Source organism: Desulfovibrio piger (genome assembly GCF_951793255.1).
Classification (GTDB): domain Bacteria; phylum Desulfobacterota; class Desulfovibrionia; order Desulfovibrionales; family Desulfovibrionaceae; genus Desulfovibrio.
In genome coordinates this window covers 1,984,598-2,001,772 of record NZ_OX636706.1, presented here as the reverse complement: position 1 = coordinate 2,001,772, position 17,175 = coordinate 1,984,598, and the positions used below count along the sequence as shown (strand labels likewise).

At 54.9% G+C, this 17,175-nt stretch carries 12 protein-coding genes; 6 read left to right on the top strand and 6 right to left on the bottom strand.

All coding sequences use genetic code 11. The features are described 5' to 3' along the window. Positions 1–892: 892 nt before the first annotated feature. Positions 893–1,423: a hypothetical protein gene (locus tag Q4I12_RS08805; RefSeq protein WP_302261357.1), complete on the top strand. Its 531-nt coding sequence runs from the start codon at positions 893–895 to the stop codon at positions 1,421–1,423. Positions 1,424–1,500: 77 nt separating this feature from the next. Here Q4I12_RS08805 and tnpA read toward each other — a convergent pair whose 3' ends face one another. The 6 genes from tnpA to Q4I12_RS08775 form a co-directional block, all read right to left on the bottom strand. Next, the gene (gene tnpA, locus Q4I12_RS08800) at positions 1,501–1,929 is read right to left on the bottom strand and encodes an IS200/IS605 family transposase (RefSeq protein WP_302260190.1); all 429 of its coding nucleotides are present in this window, start codon (positions 1,927–1,929) and stop codon (positions 1,501–1,503) included. A 181-nt stretch (positions 1,930–2,110) separates the two neighbouring features. Continuing rightward, positions 2,111–2,263, bottom strand: a complete 153-nt coding sequence (locus Q4I12_RS08795; RefSeq protein WP_302261356.1) for a hypothetical protein — start codon at positions 2,261–2,263, stop codon at positions 2,111–2,113. A 10-nt stretch (positions 2,264–2,273) separates the two neighbouring features. Then, positions 2,274–4,082 (bottom strand): TraI/MobA(P) family conjugative relaxase, encoded by a 1,809-nt coding sequence (traI, locus tag Q4I12_RS08790; RefSeq protein WP_302261355.1) that lies wholly within the window; start codon positions 4,080–4,082, stop codon positions 2,274–2,276. Continuing rightward, positions 4,079–4,414: a plasmid mobilization protein gene (locus tag Q4I12_RS08785; protein ID WP_302261354.1), complete on the bottom strand. Its 336-nt coding sequence runs from the start codon at positions 4,412–4,414 to the stop codon at positions 4,079–4,081. The genes traI and Q4I12_RS08785 overlap by 4 nt, the downstream gene beginning before the upstream one ends. Beyond that, on the bottom strand, positions 4,402–5,271 hold the full coding sequence (locus Q4I12_RS08780; RefSeq protein WP_302261353.1) for a Rha family transcriptional regulator: 870 nt from the start codon (positions 5,269–5,271) through the stop codon (positions 4,402–4,404). Before Q4I12_RS08780 ends, Q4I12_RS08785 begins: the two co-directional genes overlap by 13 nt. A gap of 239 nt (positions 5,272–5,510) precedes the next feature. Continuing rightward, positions 5,511–6,380 carry a tyrosine-type recombinase/integrase gene (locus tag Q4I12_RS08775; protein ID WP_302261352.1) on the bottom strand — a complete coding sequence of 290 codons (870 nt, stop codon included), beginning with the start codon at positions 6,378–6,380 and terminating at the stop codon, positions 5,511–5,513. 638 nt (positions 6,381–7,018) lie between these two features. On the opposite strand from Q4I12_RS08775, the gene Q4I12_RS08770 reads away from it, so the two are divergent. The 5 genes from Q4I12_RS08770 to Q4I12_RS08750 all read left to right on the top strand — a co-directional run bounded on the left by Q4I12_RS08770 (position 7,019) and on the right by Q4I12_RS08750 (position 17,121). Then, positions 7,019–7,438, top strand: coding sequence for a hypothetical protein (locus Q4I12_RS08770; protein ID WP_302261351.1), 420 nt, complete (start codon positions 7,019–7,021; stop codon positions 7,436–7,438). Between the two features lie 630 nt (positions 7,439–8,068). Further along, entirely contained in the window at positions 8,069–10,249 is a 2,181-nt protein-coding gene (locus Q4I12_RS08765) for an autotransporter outer membrane beta-barrel domain-containing protein (RefSeq protein WP_302261350.1), read from the top strand. Positions 10,250–10,648: 399 nt separating this feature from the next. Continuing rightward, positions 10,649–12,409, top strand: a complete 1,761-nt coding sequence (locus tag Q4I12_RS08760) for a type I restriction-modification system subunit M (protein ID WP_302261349.1) — start codon at positions 10,649–10,651, stop codon at positions 12,407–12,409. A gap of 384 nt (positions 12,410–12,793) precedes the next feature. Further along, a complete protein-coding gene (locus tag Q4I12_RS08755; RefSeq protein ID WP_302261348.1) occupies positions 12,794–14,086 on the top strand; it encodes a restriction endonuclease subunit S in 1,293 nt (430 codons plus the stop codon). Further along, entirely contained in the window at positions 14,071–17,121 is a 3,051-nt protein-coding gene (locus Q4I12_RS08750; protein WP_302261347.1) for a type I restriction endonuclease subunit R, read from the top strand. The genes Q4I12_RS08755 and Q4I12_RS08750 overlap by 16 nt, the downstream gene beginning before the upstream one ends. The last annotated feature ends 54 nt before the right edge of the window (positions 17,122–17,175 follow it).

Sequence of the window (17,175 nt, the reverse complement as noted above, 5' to 3'; positions counted from 1 at the left end):
CTACCAGAGCAAACAGTTCTGGGTAAGCTCATCTCCGCTCATCAAACGAAGAATCCTTGAGCAAAATAGGAGGATAAGATATACCCACTTTACACGGCTACCCTCTGGCCTAAGCGTCGGCACGGCGCAAACGGAAAAGGAGGGCTTGCCATGCGGAAGATCGTTTTCGCTCTATTCGTCGCAATGGCCCTTGTCCTGCTGTTGGCGTCCGCCGCTAGATAGCAGTTGACCCCGGCCCATTCGCGGTGGGTCGGGGTCGTAAAATGTGACTCACGTTTGGTAGCCGTGCACGGGGGCGTGAACCGCGCCGTGCCAGCCCCGGTTTCTGTTAGTCGCAGGAGCCGGGGTTCCCCTTTTATATAAAGCCGTCTCCTCCCTTTGGCAAGCCTCACCAGGGCCGTGCCCGGACGAGATAGCGCACGGCCATGTTCACTGGCCTGTTTTCATTTCCTGTTGGCGTAATGCGAGAAGTGTCCAAATATGTTCTTGAGCCTGCTGAGGAGCCTCCCCCTCCCCGATACCCTTCACGTACAGAGGAATATAGTTTCCCATCAGGATAGGTACTATACGATACCTTCCAATTCCCAGCTATTTTCCTACTGGCATCCCCTTGAATTTGTCCAAGATTACCAGACTGATGCAAAGTCTCGGTGATACCTATGGTCGTACCATTATTCTGAGCATGGCTTTGTGCGCCATATCCCCGGAGGAACAAGCCGCGCAGATCGGGCACCTGCCCGCCTATCAGCGCAAACAGTTCTGGGTAGCTCATCCCCTCATTTTAGACGGAGAACCCTTGAGACTTAGGTAAAAATGAGCTATGCAAGTTTTGTAGAGATACTTCTCTGTGTGCCTAAGAAAACGTATCTGCTGGGAAATGATAGGTATAAAAATGAAAGAAGCAGAATACAAAATGTTAAGAGAAGAAATTTTACTAAATTTGAAACAAGTTTCATTATGCTCAAAAATATTATATACATCTGTATGTGGCATATTGGTTTTTTCGTATAACAAGGATTTTTTATTAACACTTGTCTCGTATATTATAATCTTATCTATTCAATATGAATCATCTTCAATTTTAAAAGGCATGATTCGTACATCAATGTATTTATACGTGTTTATTGAAGATGGTGATAAAGAATTTTCGTGGGAAACATCACTTCTATCGGGTGATAAAAAATATGGTCGTAATTACGCTTCAGCCATTTCAATGTACATTTTTTTTAGTATACTGACATTTATATTTTCTATTATTGCTATGGTTAATTGTGATGATAATTCATGTATTACGATTTTTTTTAATATGATTTTTGGAGATGTATATATGCGGGATAGCAAAATATTTAATAGTATCTTTTTGATAATAGTATTTATTGTTTCGATATATTTTATTAATAAAATTGAACACTCCACCGGCTAAAGCCGGTGGATTCACCGTGGCGACTAAAGTCGCGTTCCGGCTAAAGCCGGTATGGCCCCTGCTGAAGCAGGCTGAAGTCATTCCCCCTCAATTCGGAAGGTTTCATCTGCATCTTCCTGTTGCGTGATGTATTGCTTAATGACCTCATCGGTCACATTGCCACTGCTGCAACAGAAATAGCCACGCGCCCACATATGACGTCCCCAGTACTGGCGGCGCAACAATGGAAATTCATTTATCATGGCATGCGCGGTTCGGCCTTTCAGTTGTTGCATCAACTTGCTCACAGCAAGGCTTGGTGAAATCGAAACGAAAAGATGGATATGGTCGGGTGCTATATGTCCTTTGAGAATTTCCACCTGATGCTTTTCACAGATGCCGCGTATCAGCGACCTGGCTCTCTGGGCGATGTCGCCTGACAAAATCTTTTTCCTGTACTTGGTTATCCAGACCAGGTGCAGGTGAATTGAAAAAACACTGTGGGAGCCTTTACGATAATTGCTCATGCCCACAGACTACAAAAGAAACGCTAAAGCCGCCACCTAAAGGTGGGGGTTTTACCCCTCCCTGAGTGGGACAATAAAGTATCCTACTTGATAGAAAAAGAAAAACAGATCGAATTGTGGAATTGTATAAAGTATGAAATAAATAAATAACATAATTATATTATATATAAAATTGATAGTATTAAAATTTGATAATTCCCAACTCCATAAGAGCCTGAAGCAAGGCGGCAGTCGCGACGCCAAGGCCTACCGCCCATTTGCGTTTCTCCCACCACGCCGCAGGATTTGACAAAAATTTCTGTAACGCCCGGATGACTTGGGTTTTGCTCACCATGTGAATTCTCCTATCTTTCGATGCTGTGCGCTGGGACATTCCTGGTCTTTTCCCGATTCTGGGGGACAAGCTCAAAGCGATGTCCTTCTTCGCACTCGATGACCTGCCTACCTCCGGTCAACGTGTACACGGTGTCCCCCGCTTTGTCTTGATGCCAGGATTTGATCTTCCATTTCGCGGACATATACGCCAGCGCTGTTTCTCGCGCTTCCTGGCTGAAGCTGATCTGCCTGCCGGTGTCGATGATTTTACCGCCTTGGGGAAGACGGTAGACGATATTTCCATGCGTGGTGATGCTGGCCTGCACGCCTGGGACAATTTTTTCCATCAGAGCAACACTGGTCAGGCAACGCTTCCTTTGAGGTGACAGGACAGCGTTTTCCAGGATTTTTGTCTCCTTGGCCAGTGGACTGTTGCCCACTTCTTGCTGGTCGGTAGGCCTCTCCGGAGCGACAACCTCCTGCCGGGATCGCAAGATGGCCAGGGCGGTTTCATCGCCCCGGATGGCTTTGTCACGCAAAAAATCCAGCCAGTTGCCTGCCTGCCGGGAGCGCGTTGCCTGGATTTCCTCCCGCTCATACTGCCATGACAGCTTGCGGAGATATGCCCTGGTCGTGCGGGCCAAAGGCTTGGCTGTCAGCTCTTGCCGCTTCCGTCGCCACTTCTGGCGTATGCTCTCCAGTTCCGCTTTCCGCTCCTCGTGCCCTTGGGTGAACTCCATCCACAACGCCCCTCTGTCCGGGGCCTTCTGGATAGGAGATACGCCATAGCGCCGCTCACTGTCCGGCAATTGCCCTTTTGCCGCCTGGAACTGCCCGAACCGGCCTTCCAGCTTCTTCAGGGAAAATTCACGGTGCGCTGTGCTGGCTTTGGCCGTCTGCCGCCCATAGCGATCCTTGATGACCAGCCCGGCACCACGCCGCCGCAATTCCAGCCCGTGGGTCGCAAAGGCCTGGTGAACATCCTCCCAGGATTGACATTGCTCCAGACTGGCCAGGACAGCGATACTCTCCTGCCGCGCGAAGCCTTCAAAGGATTGCCGTCCAGAGTGCGCTTCCATCGCGGCAGCTTTACTGCCAAGGCTTCTCTCCTTGCCCGCTTCCCTCCCGTTATCCACGGTCAGGCCGTATTCCTTTTCCAACTCCCGACACAGCTTGTCGCGCTTAAGGTAGTCGCGCCACGGCTCCACCCGCGTCAGTTTCTCCGGGTGGATCAGATTGTATGCGACATGCATGTGAATGTTCTCGGTATTGACGTGCACGCCGCAATGGCGCTGATGCTCTGACAGGCCCAAGGCGTCGGCAAATCGTTCTTCGATCTGCTTGAATACATCTGGCGTCAGCTTCCCTTCATCTTCAGGGTGAAAGCTGACAAGCAAATGGTAGGTTTTTTCTTTGCCGGTGCGCCTGTTGAGCGCCTGGGTATCCAGTACCTCCTGCACGGCCAGGTCGTAGTCATCGCCAGCCCAGCACCCGGCGCACCAGCTCATAAGGCATTTCTCCAGGATCACTTTTCCAGATACATCCGTGCCCCGTCGCAGGCTGTCAGAGGGGCGTCGATCAGGGCGTGCATCAGCAGGCAGAAAATCCGCAATTCCTCTTTTTTGTTCTCGCTGCGAGTAAGATGCCAGACGGCATTCGGACAGTTGGCGCAGACGGTTTCCGGCAAGGCTTTGGCTTGTCGCAAGGTGTCGCTGTGGGGAATAGGTTCTTTTTTCATCCTGCATATCTCGATCATGTTCTTGCCCGGCGGCGATGTAGTTCGCCAGACGGGCATAATTGTCACTTCTGGGGGCGGAAAGGATATGTTTACTGATCATAGCGCCCGGATTTTTGCCTTCAGCTCAGCCTGTGCCTGGTCGATCTTGTGGAGCAGTCCATATATTTGTTCCTTATGGCCACTGGCCAGTGCTTGCTTGAGCAATCCGCCAAGGCGGCCCAAGTCCGCATTGACCTTCAGCAATTCGCGCCGGGCCTGCTGATCCGCACGGCTCTCGATACGAAAACCGAGACAGACACGCCGGGCAAACTCCGACATGCTCAGCCCGGCGCGCGCACTCGACGCCATGATGAGTGCGAACTCCTCCGGCGTCACATAGGCCTGAATCCGGTCGCTACGCCTGCTTTTGGGAGAGGACGCTATGCCTCGCATCCTTTCCCTCCGTTCATGCTGTCCAGCAGGTAATTCCAGTCTTTCGTTCGCTGAAAGACCCTGTGCAAAAGGCAACCGGCCAGCGAAAGCATCTTTTCCATGGAGTGCGGAGACAAAGAAGATACTTCCTCCACGGAAACGCCACTCATCATTTTGAAATCGTCCTCCATATTCCAGTCCCTTGTGTGCCGGAACTGGGAGCAGGCCGTCAGCATGTTGCGCAACAGGATTTCTTGCTCTGGAGTACCCTGGACGTTGTCCTCATATGCGGGATGGTTCATCAGGAAGTAGACGTAACGCAACGCCTCGCTTTGCTGTTCTGAAGAAGGGATCTCCTCCAGACGGCTCACCTGGAACCGGGCTGCTATGATGAACTCGGCGATGGACAAAGGGATCTTTTCCACAAAAGCCCAGTAGGAAATAAATCCGCGCAGCAGTTTGACCGCACGCTTGCGCCGCGTCTCGTCATCCCCTCTGGGAACATCGGGAATGGGCAGGATGGGGCTGTGCAATGCCTTCTCCATCACATTGAACGCCTCCAGGAATTTCTCCTTCCAGGCAGCCGCCTTCTTGCCCGTAAAGCCCATTGCCAGGAAGGAAAAACCGTCACGGGTCAGGCGATAGGCGGGCCGCATTTTCCCTTGGGCATCCTGATATTCAGCGGGCGCAAAATTGCGCTCGCTAAATTCTTCAGAGCACTCCAAGTTGGAGATGGCCCGCAGCACGTCCTTATGCTCCTTCTCAAACGCCTGCGCCACGATCAGCGACGTGGTGAACATGTTTCCGCCGTCGATCTCAACAATGTTTTCAGCGGGTTGCACGATAATCTCCTGTCCATTGCTCTGATGTTCGTCCATAGTTGTTCTCCTGCGTTCAGCGTTGAGCCGAAGGCGAATAAGCAAGCCTCCCCCGGCGTGTGAGGGGGCAGGACGTAAAGTAGTCACTTGAAAAGTGACGTTACTTTACCTGTCCTGCCTTCAAAAATCATTGCAAACAATAGCACATTTTTTCAAAAATAGGCAAGTTTATCTGATTTTTAAGAGTTTGTAAAAGCTGACAACAGTTTTTAAGAGAATACAAAAGCTGACCAATCTTGCTAAAAGTACCTGAAGTGTGGCAGGGCTGCCACCGCCGAAATTCCGTACTCTGGAACAAGGTGGGCGTATCTCATGGTCATTTTTATATCCTTATGCCCAAGGAGGCTCCCAACCATAGCGAGGGGGCACCCCCGCTGCACAAGCCATGATGCAAATGTGTGGCGCAACGTATGGAAGCACACCCGGTCACGCCTGTCTTTAATACCTTTGTTGAATCCACATGATTTTACTGCACTACGAAAAATTCCGTAATGCTGCTCTGGAGAAATTCCCCCTGCTGTAAAAAGAGGATATAAAGTATGTGATTCATGTATGTATTTTAAAACGATTTTAAAAGATTCTTCATTAAGAGGTATGCTTCTATTCAGAGAATTTTTAGTGTCGTATACGCGGACAAATCTATGATTGATGTCAACATGTGATGGCATCAAATGGTATATTTCACTGGCACGCATCCCGGTATGCAAGGCAAAGACAGCGATGTCCCGCCACAACTCGGAGCGTGTCCCCAAGGTTTGCAGCAAAAAGGCCGCCTCCGGTTCCGAAAGGAACCTGAGACGGCGATTATCGAATTGGGGCATCCTGAAGACGGGCACGGGGCCTGGATACAGTTCCCACTCCACGGCGCGACGGAGAACCCTGCGCACCAGGGACAGACAGTGATATACGGATTGAGGGCTAAGATTTTTCATCTCAACCTTCCGCTTTAATTGTATGATTTGAAGGTTCCTGATCTCCTCAAGAGGAAAATTCCCGAGAAAAGGGGCAATATGGTGTTGCCAACGCCCCGTTTCTGTTGTTATTGCTTTGTGTGTCGAAGACGACAGGACGAGCTGCTGATAGAGATCAAAAGCTTCGTTCAGGGTCATACGATCTCCCTTTTTTCGGCAGATCGTGCAATGAAGTAGGATATCGAAAGATGGACAACGGCCTTTCACGCCGTCGACAGGGGTTCAAATCCCCTTGGGGACGCCAACAAGAGATCAAGCGTAGAACGTGCTTTTGAAAGTAAGTTCTGCGCTTTTTTTCTTTTCGATCGCCTTCCTTTTTCAAAAGCCTTTTCAGCCGCTGCTGAGCAGTCTGGAAGAGGCGTGCTATCTCCCTCCCACTGCGTACGCGGCCTCAAGGATCCTCCTCCCCAAAATACCTTTTCGGCGGACAAGCGCTGCCTGTAAACGTTTACCCCCCCTGTCCACGGCGACACCGGTCTCCCGCCAGCCTCCTGCCTTGCGTTTCCGAGTTCTACGGATGCGCCTCCCAATGTACCTGCAGGACATGTGTATGCATCTGCCCTGCACCAAACCATCACTCCCGCCATATCCAAAGTAAAAAAGCCATAAATATGTAAAGGCATAATTATTTTCTTGTATTCCCTATAACATACTTTTCATGTAAGAAAAAAGATTCTGACGTCATGGGACGGCCCAGCTGCTCCATGCGTCCTTTTTTTATTCCCAATCTCCCACGGCGGGAATGAAAAAAGCCAAAAGGTAAAGGAGGAGTAACAATGACAAAAAGAGCCATGGGGAATTTGGTGAACCGGTACAGATCGGTTTTAAAAAAATGCCATCTCATCAATACGTTCGGTTCACTGGCTGTTGCGGCTATTCTGGTTATGGGCGTAACCGATGGAGAAGCATTCAGCAATGCCGTTGGATATAATGTGACATCCACATCAACTCCAGGTACGACAGTTTCCGTGACAGATACATCTGAAAATGCAGTTGCTTCAGGCATTAAGGCTGAGACATCTGCAACTTACAGTGTTCCGAGTACGATCACGCGTGCTGAGGCGACAGCCATAGGAAAACAAAGTGCCCTCTCCCTTGGGGTATTCGCCCAAAGCAGCTCAGGCAACCGGCTGACAGTCAATCTGGCGCCACTCGACATTTCCTCTACGGCAGTGACGGAAAACGGATCATCCTGAAGTGTTGGTATTTATAGTGATGTAAATAGTTCCGTATCTGTTCATGGTGGAACTATCGTATCATCAGCGCACTCCAAAAACGGGATCGCCGAAGCTTTTGGTGCCATGAGCCAGAATAACAGCTCTGTGACTTTAGGTGCAGATTCTATCGTATTATCGGCGGAATCGAGTAAAAAGCTCTCTGATCCCAGAACTGTCGGAATCTATTTTTCAGACAACAGTACGTTCAACGTCACGAGCAACAGAATAAGAGTAGATGTTTCGGCTACTCATAACGGAGACGTTTTTTCCCGAAAAGTAAATGGCATCTATGGCGATAAAAATAGTACGCTGACGATGAATGACGCCGACATATCCGTACGCGAGATCAATAGTACCCCTGACAAGTCCGGGGCTGCCGGGATCCATCTTTTCACCGCATCGACCCTGGCGATGAAGGATGCCTCCATCCGCGTAGCAGCCGTCGATCACGAGGGCACTTTTGCGGGCTCTGCAATCGGCATCGTCACCAGTCCAACCAGTGGCAGGCATGACATCACAGCCGGCACTCTCGATATCCGTGCGCAAGGTGGATGGGCCTCCGGCATCCAGCTTGAAAATACCGACATGCGCATGGCCGGAGGAACGGTCATGAGCTCAGGCCTCGGCAGGTCGGCATATGGCATACGGACTACCCATGCGAACTTCACGGCCACCGGCGATATCGACGTCACCACCCATGCCGACAGATCCAACTCGACCGTTGGCGGCATCCTGGCGGTAGGCAAGTCCTCCATCACCATGCGCGGAGGGTCCGTCACAGCTTCAAGTAATGGAGATGGCGGAGCCATCGGACTGTATGCCAAAGATGGCGGTAGCATTACCAAGACCGGTGGCGACATCACCGTCGTTTCGACGGCTATTGCCAGCGGCATGGACGCCTTCCCCACCAGCAAGATCACCTATGGCGACGCCAAAGCCACGACGCGGATAAGTGTGGAAGGCAGGGATGCCTACGGCGTCCGTGCCCGGGGACAAGCCGGTAGTGACCAGGCGGCTTCGATCGAACTGACCAATGGCGTCATCGAGGCACGGTCACATGGCGATACCGCCATAGCGGCCTACAGCGCTTCGGGCGATATCGGCTTGAAGGGCACGACCGCCATCACGGCCACGGCCGCGGCCCCTGGCAAAAAAGTCTACTCGCTGTATGTCGAGGGGGACAGACCGAACTCGATCACGGTGGACAAGGCTTCGACCATAGAAGGCGACATGGAAGCGGCGACCGGCAGCGCCACCGTGCGCGCCGCCATCCAGGATGGCGGCAACCTGCGGGGCTGGGCACGCAGCCTTGGCGATCTTGATCTGTCTTTCGGCAAAAATGCCGTCTGGGAAATGGTTTCCTCCAACCAGCTCACGAAGGAGGCCGATGGCAGATACGCCGGCAATCTGACGAAGCTGGCCCTGAATGGCTCCCGCGTCTATGTGGGCAGCAATCAGGGGCAATGGAACGCCGGGACCGGCTTTGCGCCGTCCCCGCTCGTCCTGTCCCAGACGGACGCGCCTGCCGAACTGAAGATCAGTCATCTTTCCGGGGCCGGAGATTTTTATCTGCGTACCGATATGGAAGCGGATATTTCCGACAGCGTCCTTGTTACCGAGTCCCTGTCCGGCGCATACAACTTGTATGTGAAGGCAAGCGGCGCGGAACCCGTACAGGTACAGACCAAAAGTTATCTGGCAAGGGCGGAGCAAGGGGTTGGAGCGGCCGCAAGCGCCTTTTCCCTGAAAGGAGGAAAAAACGTCAACGGGCGGGAGATGATCGACATAGGTCTCCATAGCTATGCCCTGGAAACGAGCGAAAGGAACGACGGCAGGGAATGGTATCTTGCCCGGACGGAGGGATTTTCTCCTACCGGTGAAATGGCTTTGGGGCTTTCGGGTATGAGCTCTGCCTATGCCATGCACATGAGCCACCTCTCCGATCTGCGTGAACGCCTGGGCGAAATACGTTACGGCAACGGCACGGACGGCCTGTGGGTACGCGGCTTCACCGAAGAGAACCGTCTTTCCGGTCTGGGCGGCACTGATCTCAGCCAGAATGTCTACGGCACGTCCTTCGGTTACGACCGCCTGCTGGAGCAGGATGAAAACAACAAGTGGCTGCTGGGTCTGCGTGGCCAGATCAGCAGGGCCCACCAGCGTGTCGACGGCCTGCATGGCGCCTCCGGCGACAACCGTTCCTACGGCATCGCGGCATACGCCACCTGGCAGCATGCCGAAGGCTGGTACGCGGACACCGTGCTGAGCTGGGACTGGTACGATCAGAACCTGAAGACCCGTATGCTGGACGGCACGCCGGTCCACGGCTCCTACCACAGCTATGCGGGAGGCATCAGCCAGGAAGTGGGACGCATGTTCCGCTTTGATAACGGCCTGTTCATCGAGCCGCAGCTGCAGCTTTCCTGGTACTGGATAAAAGGCATGGACTTCACCACCAGCAACGGCATGGACGTGGATCAGGATGATGCCCATGCCCTTACCGGTCGCGCCGGCCTGGTGGTGGGCAAAAAGTGGGATCTGGACAACAGCCGCTACTTCCAGCCCTATCTCAAGGGCGGTGTGCGCCACGAGTTCATGGGGGACCAGAAAGTCACGGTCAACGGCATCAAGTTCACCAATGACTTGCGTGGTACGCGCGGCTATTACGGCGCGGGCTTTGACCTGCAATTCGCAAGCAACGCCCGGATCTATGCCGAATTCGAACGCGAAGACGGGCAAAAGGCTTCCACCCCCTGGAGCGTGAGCGCAGGCTTGCGGGTGGAATTCTAGTTCCGGGTACAAAGGGGATGTTCGCGGCTCGCTGCCGCCGGGGGCATGGCATCAAATCCCATCCCACTCCCCGGTTTTTGCCGACATCCCCCCACCCGGCCACCGAGAAGATACCGTTCATAACTGTTGGCTGCCCCGAAAGGCTCGTCTGACGTTGCTTTTTGAGGCAGGATCGACGTAAAGAGGAAGTCAACGCCGGGTTTGCCCGGCACCTTTCACGCCGTCGACAGCAAAATCCCTTTGGGAGTCAAAAAAACAAGGCACTTGCAGTGATGCAGGTGCCTTGTTTCGTATCTGCCTCCCCTCGCCTTTCTCCGCCTCCCTTGTCACGCTCTTGCCCAGCCTTTATACTCCGGTCATCGAATAACCTGTATCCCACTCTTACCGGAGCATCCCTTCATGTCCCTTGCCGCCACCGTTGCCGAAAAAGCCAACCTTATCTGGGCCATAGCCGACAAGCTCACCGGCGTGTTCAAGCCGCACCAGTATGGTGAAGTCATCCTGCCCCTCACCGTCATCCGCCGTTTCGACAGCGTGCTGGAGCCCACCAAGGAAATGGTGCTGCAGGCGGCGCAGCTCTTTGCGGGCACGCCCCTGGAAGAAAACAGGCTGTGCAATGCTGCGGGGCACAAATTCTACAACACCAGCCCCTTCACCTTCACGCGACTGCTGGACGCCCCCGATGATCTGGAGCCTAACTTCCGGGCCTACTGCAACGCCTTTTCCCCCAACGTGCGCCAGATACTGGAGCGCTTCAAACCTTTTGGGCCGCACCTCACCACCATGGCCGAGAAGAACGTGCTCTACATGGTGCTCAAGGAATTCACCACCAGCAAGGCCGATCTGCACCCCTCCCGCGTCTCCAATCTGGAGATGGGCTACATCTTCGAAGAACTCATCCGCCGCTTTTCCGAAGCGCACAACGAGGACGCCGGGCAGCACTACACCCCGCGCGAGGTCATCGAGCTGATGGTCAACCTGCTGCTCACCCACGACAACGCCACTCTGGCCGGTACGGGCCCCACTACGACCATCTATGACCCCGCCTGCGGCACGGGCGGCATGCTCTCCGTGGCCGAGGAGCACATCCACCACTGCAACAGCGCGGCGAGCCTGCTCCTGTGCGGGCAGGAGATCAATGACGAGACCTTCGCCATCTGCAAGGCGGACATGCTCATCAAGGGGCAGGATGCCGACTACATCAAGCTGGGCAACACCCTCTCCGACGACCAGTTCCCGGGCCAGACCTTTGACTATGTGCTGTCCAACCCGCCTTTCGGCCGCGAATGGAAAAACGAAAAAGCCGCCGTGGAACGCGAGGCCGCCCGGCCCGAAGGCCGCTTTGGCGCCGGCCTGCCCAGCATCTCGGACAGCCAGATGCTCTTCCTCCAGACGGCCGTGGCGCGCCTCAAGCCCGAAGGCCGCGCGGCCATCATCCAGAACGGCTCGCCCCTCTTCACCGGCGATGCGGGCAGCGGCCCCTCCGAGATACGCCGCTACATCCTCGAAAACGACTACCTCGACGCCATCATCGCCCTGCCCAACGACATTTTTTACAATACCGGCATCGCCACCTATATCTGGCTGCTCTGCAAGAACAAGCCCGAAGCCCGGCGCGGCAAGGTGCAGCTTATCAATGCTTCCGGCCTGTACGAAAAGCGCCGCAAGGCCCTGGGCAACAAGCGCAACGACATCCCCCAGGAGGCCATCGCCGAGATCTGCCGCCTGTATGGCGACTTTGCCGAAAGCCCCCTGAGCAAGATCTTTGACGTGGCCGACTTCGGCTACACCAGGATCACCGTGGAGCGCCCCGCCCTGCCCGCCTCCGGCACGGAGGACGCCCCGGCCGCCCCCGCCGATGCCCCCAAAAAGCGGGGCCGCAAACCCGGCAAGCCCAAGGCCGACGCCTCCCGCCGCGATACCGAGAACGTGCCGCTCAAGGAAGACATACAGGCCTACTTTGCCCGCGAGGTGCTGCCCTTTGCCCCCGATGCCTGGATCGACGAGAGCAAGAGCAAGGTCGGCTACGAGATCCCCTTCACCCGCTATTTTTATGAATACACGCCGCCCCGCCCTGCCGCCGAGCTGGCTGTGGAACTCCACGAGCTGGAGCTGCGTCTGGGCGAAAGCCTGGCCGCCCTGTTCGGGGACGAGGACTAGGAACAGGAAAAGGGAAAGGCGGGAAGATGCGCGGGGGAGGGGACCCTCCCCCAGCGCGCTTTACAAGGACACACCATGCGACAGATGTTTCAATCCACAGTCGCCCCCTCCGCCGACTGAGCTTTAGCCGTTGCGACGCAGGAAGCTACGGATAAAGACAGCAATGTGTTACGCGGCAAGACAGCCCATGAAAGCGCTGTCGCTATCCGTAAGCCCGCTGGTGCGGGCAACGGCTACCGCCTCCGCGGCCGACGGATAGGGGTCGTGCGGATCGCCCCTCCCTGAAGGGAGGGGGTACGGAAAAGGATCTCCTCGGCTTCGCCGTCTTGTCAACGTCTCTTTTCCCCCGGAAGGGGGAGGTCTCAACCCACAAAGGAATTTTTGATGAAAGACAGCGGCATAGAATGGATCGGCGAGATTCCCGAAGGGTGGGAAATATCACCTCTATTCAGCATTTTTAAAGAAAGAAAACAGAAAAATTACAATTTAAAAGAAACAAATATATTATCTTTAAGTTATGGAAAAATCATCAGACGCAATACAGAAACCAATATGGGTCTTCTCCCAGAAAGCTTTGAAACATATAATATTGTAGATAAATCAAATATTATACTCAGGTTGACTGATTTACAGAATGATAAGACAAGCCTTCGCACTGGGCTAGTCATAGAGAGAGGAATTATAACATCTGCATATATTGCATTGGAAAGTGTTAATACAGAAAATGTTTTTTTTCATTATTTGTTACATTGCTATGACGAATTAAAAGTATTTTATGTTATGGGAAATGGTGTTCGACAAAATTTAAAATTTGCAGAGCTCTCACGACTGCCTTTACTTGTTCCTCCCCTTGCGGAGCAACAGCGCATCGCCGATTACCTCGATGCCAAGTGCGCCTATATCGACCAATGCCTGGACATGACCCGCCAGAGCATGGAAAAACTGCGCGCCTACAAGCTCTCCTGCATCACCGAGACTGTCACCAAAGGCCTGGACCCGGACGTCCCCCTCAAGGACAGCGGCGTGCCGTGGATAGGCCAGATTCCGGCGGGGTGGGAATGCACTAGACTAATGACTTTGTGTTCTGAAATTTCTACCGGGCCTTTTGGTAGCCAACTTCACGCTGAAGACTATGTTGAAAACCAAACACCTTTAATCAATCCATCAAATATCAACAACTTTAGGATAGAAGCAAATTACAAATGCACATTAGATTCTAATACCGTATCAAGGCTTAAAAGGCATATTTTATATACTGGAGAAATAATTTTTGCGCGCAGAGGAGAAATGGGAAGATGTGCATTAGTAGAAAAACAGCATGAAGGATTTATCTGTGGAACAGGATGCCTAAAAGCAAGTATAAAAAAAGATATCAATCAATACTATTTAATATATTATTTACAAGCAAAATTTGTAGCATATTTTCTTGAATATTCATCTGTCGGTACAACAATGAATAATTTAAATTCAAAAACAATCGCGAGTATTCCTGTTACTCTCCCCCCCCTTCCCGAACAGGAGCGCATCGCCGCCTACCTCGACAAAAAGTGTGCGCGTATCGACGCCCTGCTGGAAGAAAAGCAGGCCCTGCTGGACAAGCTGGCGGAGTACAAAAAAAGCCTGATCTTTGAATGTGTCACCGGCAAGCGGGAGGTGCCCTCATGCTGGAACAGATGAAGGAACGCAACTTCGAGGACGATATCTGCGCCTGGCTCTGCACCCACGGCGGCTACCGGCCGGGCGACCCGGCGCGCTTTGACCGCACGCGGGCCCTGGACGTGCAAACCCTGCTGGACTTTGTGCGTACCAGCCAGCCCAAAGCCTGGAAGATGCACCAGTTCAAGAACCCCGGCAAGGCGGAACAAAGCTTTGTGGACCGCTTTTGCGAGGAGGTGCGCCGCCGCTCCCTGCTGGACGTGCTGCGCTACGGCTTTTCCGTGCTGGGCACGCGCTTCCGCGTGGTCTTCTGGAAGCCGGAGACCGGCCTCAATCCCGAAAGCGTGCGGCGCTACCAAAGCAATATCCTGCACTGCACACGCCAGCTGCGCTACAGCCCGGCCCACGAGAACAGCGTGGACGTGGCCCTGCTGCTCAACGGCATCCCCGTCATCTGCCTGGAGCTGAAAAACCCGTTCACCGGCCAGACCGTGGAGGACGCCGTGCGCCAGTTCCGGCAGGACCGCTCGCCGGACGACCTGTTTTTCAGCTTCAAGCGCCGCGTGCTCACCTGCTTTGCCGTGGACCCCTTCCACGTCAAAATGACCACCCGCCTGGAGCGGCAAAAGACCTTTTTCCTGCCCTTCGACCAGGGCGGCAACGGCGCGGGCGAAGTGGGCGGCGCGGGCAACCCTCCGGCCCCGGACGGCGGCTACCCCACGGCCTACCTGTGGCAGCGGGTGCTGTGCCGGGATGCCCTGCTGGAGCTTCTGCACAAGTTCCTGCATCTGGAAAAGACCGAAAAAAAAGACCCCGCCACCGGCAAGGTCACGGTCAGGGAACGCCTCATCTTCCCGCGCTATCACCAGTGGGACGTGCTGCACAAGCTGCTGGATGACATCCGCGCTCATGGCCCGGGGCAACAGTACCTGATCCAGCACAGCGCGGGCAGCGGCAAATCCAATTCCATCGCCTGGCTGGCCCACCGCCTCAGCGGCCTGCATGACGCGCAGGAAGGTAAGATATTCCAGTCCGTCATCGTGGTCACGGACCGCCGCGTGCTGGACAGGCAGCTACGGGACACCATCCTCCAGTTCGAACAGACGGACGGCCTTGTCCGCGCCATCAGCAAGGATTCCGCCCAGTTGCGCGATGCCATCAACGAGGGCGCGGCCATCATCGTCACCACCCTGCAAAAATTCCCGGTCATCTTCCGCGAGGTGCGCCACGGGCAGCGCAATTTTGCCGTTATCGTGGACGAGGCCCACTCCTCCCAGACGGGCCGGGCCGCCCTCACCCTCAAAACGGCGCTGGCCGATACCGACGCCGCCCTGGCCGAATACGCCGCACTGGAAGACGAGGCCGAGGCCGGGCAGGACAAAAAGGACGATGCCCTCTGGCAGGAGCTGGCCGCCCAGGGGCGGCACCACAACCTTTCCTTCTTCGCCTTCACGGCCACGCCCAAGGACAAAACCCTGCAGCTTTTTGGCCGCCAGTTGCCTGACGGCCGCTTCCGTGCCTTCCACATCTACTCCATGCGTCAGGCCATCGAAGAACGCTTCATCCTCGACGTGCTGCGCAACTACACCACCTATCACGCCTATTTCAAACTGCTGCAAAAAGGGGCCGGGGACCCGCGCTACAATACTTCGGCCGCGGCCCGCGCCGCCATGCGCTTCGAAAGCCTGCACCCGCACAACATCGCCCAGAAAACGGCCGTCATGCTGGACCACTTCCGCACGGTCACGGCCCGCAAGATGGGCGGCAGGGCCAAGGCCATGCTGGTCACGCCCTCACGCCTGCACGCCGTGCGCTACATGCAGGAGTTCACCCGCCAGATCCGCGAGGGCCGCATCAACGGCGTGCGGGCCCTGGTGGCCTTTTCCGGCGAGGTCCGCGACACGGTGGATGGCGTGGCTGTGACCTATACGGAAGAGGGCCTCAACAAGGAGACCCACGGCTTCAGGATATCCGAAAAAGAGCTGCCCGCACATTTTGCCGGAGAGTTCAACATCCTCATCGTGGCCGAAAAATACCAGACCGGCTTTGACGAGCCCCTGCTCCACACCATGTTCGTGGACAAGCAGCTCAGTGGCGTCAAGGCCGTGCAGACCCTCTCGCGCCTCAACCGCACCGCCCCCGGCAAGGAAGATACCTTCGTGCTGGACTTCGTGAACAGCGCCGAGGACATGCAAAAGTCCTTCGCTCCCTTCTACGAGGCCACCCTGCTGGAAGAGGAGACCGACCCCAACCTGGTCTACGACATCCGCCACCGCCTGGATGATTTCCGCGTCTACGGCCCGGAACAGGTGGAGGCCTTCGGCAAGGCCCTGCGCGATCCCCGCGCCAAAGATGGCCAAAGCGCCCTGGCCGGGGCCACCGCCACGCTGGCCCCGGTGCCGGCCCGGGTGGCCGCGCTGGAAGAGGAAGACCGCCGCGCCTTCCGTACCGGCCTGTTCCGCTTTGTGCGCCTGTACAACTTCATCACCCAGATCTGCCGCATGTTCGATGAGGAAATGCACATCTATTCCCTCTTCGCCAAACAGCTGGCCGCCGCCCTGCCCGCCGAAAACGACGGTCTGGTCAACCTCGACGGGCAGATAGACCTGGAATACTACAAACTGGTCAAGACCGGCGAGGCCAGCATCCCCCTCACGCCGTCGGAAAAAGGTTACGCCGCCATCAAGGGCGATGCCGGCGCCCCGGCCCAAAAGGAATTCGACAGCCTCTCCAGCATCGTGGAAAAGATAAACCAGCGCTTCGGCACGCAATTCAACGCCGGGGACCAGGTGGAGAATTTCCGGGCCCTGCAAAAGCATGTTCTTGCCAGCGATGCACGCATCGTGGGCCTTGCCGACAAGGACAACCGCGCTACCTGGGAGATGGTCTACGATACGGCCTTCATGGCGGGCGCCGGAGAGACAGCCATGCACAGCGCGGCCTTCCTTGACCTGATCCGCAACCCGGATACCCTGGCCTTCATCCGTACCCTGCTCAAGGAAAGCATCTGGCAGGAGGCGCTGGAAAAAAGGCGGGAAAAGGAAACGTGTCTTTGATAAAAGGCAGTTTTACCGTAAGCACAGAGAAAACTTGCAGATTACTTCTACAAT

Coding starts and splice junctions, on each gene's coding strand:
- Q4I12_RS08805 (WP_302261357.1), top strand. CDS start 893: ATGAAAGAAGCAGAATACAAAATGTTAAGAGAAGAAATTTTACTAAAT.
- tnpA (WP_302260190.1), bottom strand. CDS start 1,929: ATGAGCAATTATCGTAAAGGCTCCCACAGTGTTTTTTCAATTCACCTG.
- Q4I12_RS08795 (WP_302261356.1), bottom strand. CDS start 2,263: ATGGTGAGCAAAACCCAAGTCATCCGGGCGTTACAGAAATTTTTGTCA.
- traI (WP_302261355.1), bottom strand. CDS start 4,082: ATGATCAGTAAACATATCCTTTCCGCCCCCAGAAGTGACAATTATGCC.
- Q4I12_RS08785 (WP_302261354.1), bottom strand. CDS start 4,414: ATGCGAGGCATAGCGTCCTCTCCCAAAAGCAGGCGTAGCGACCGGATT.
- Q4I12_RS08780 (WP_302261353.1), bottom strand. CDS start 5,271: ATGGACGAACATCAGAGCAATGGACAGGAGATTATCGTGCAACCCGCT.
- Q4I12_RS08775 (WP_302261352.1), bottom strand. CDS start 6,380: ATGACCCTGAACGAAGCTTTTGATCTCTATCAGCAGCTCGTCCTGTCG.
- Q4I12_RS08770 (WP_302261351.1), top strand. CDS start 7,019: ATGACAAAAAGAGCCATGGGGAATTTGGTGAACCGGTACAGATCGGTT.
- Q4I12_RS08765 (WP_302261350.1), top strand. CDS start 8,069: ATGAGCTCAGGCCTCGGCAGGTCGGCATATGGCATACGGACTACCCAT.
- Q4I12_RS08760 (WP_302261349.1), top strand. CDS start 10,649: ATGTCCCTTGCCGCCACCGTTGCCGAAAAAGCCAACCTTATCTGGGCC.
- Q4I12_RS08755 (WP_302261348.1), top strand. CDS start 12,794: ATGAAAGACAGCGGCATAGAATGGATCGGCGAGATTCCCGAAGGGTGG.
- Q4I12_RS08750 (WP_302261347.1), top strand. CDS start 14,071: ATGCTGGAACAGATGAAGGAACGCAACTTCGAGGACGATATCTGCGCC.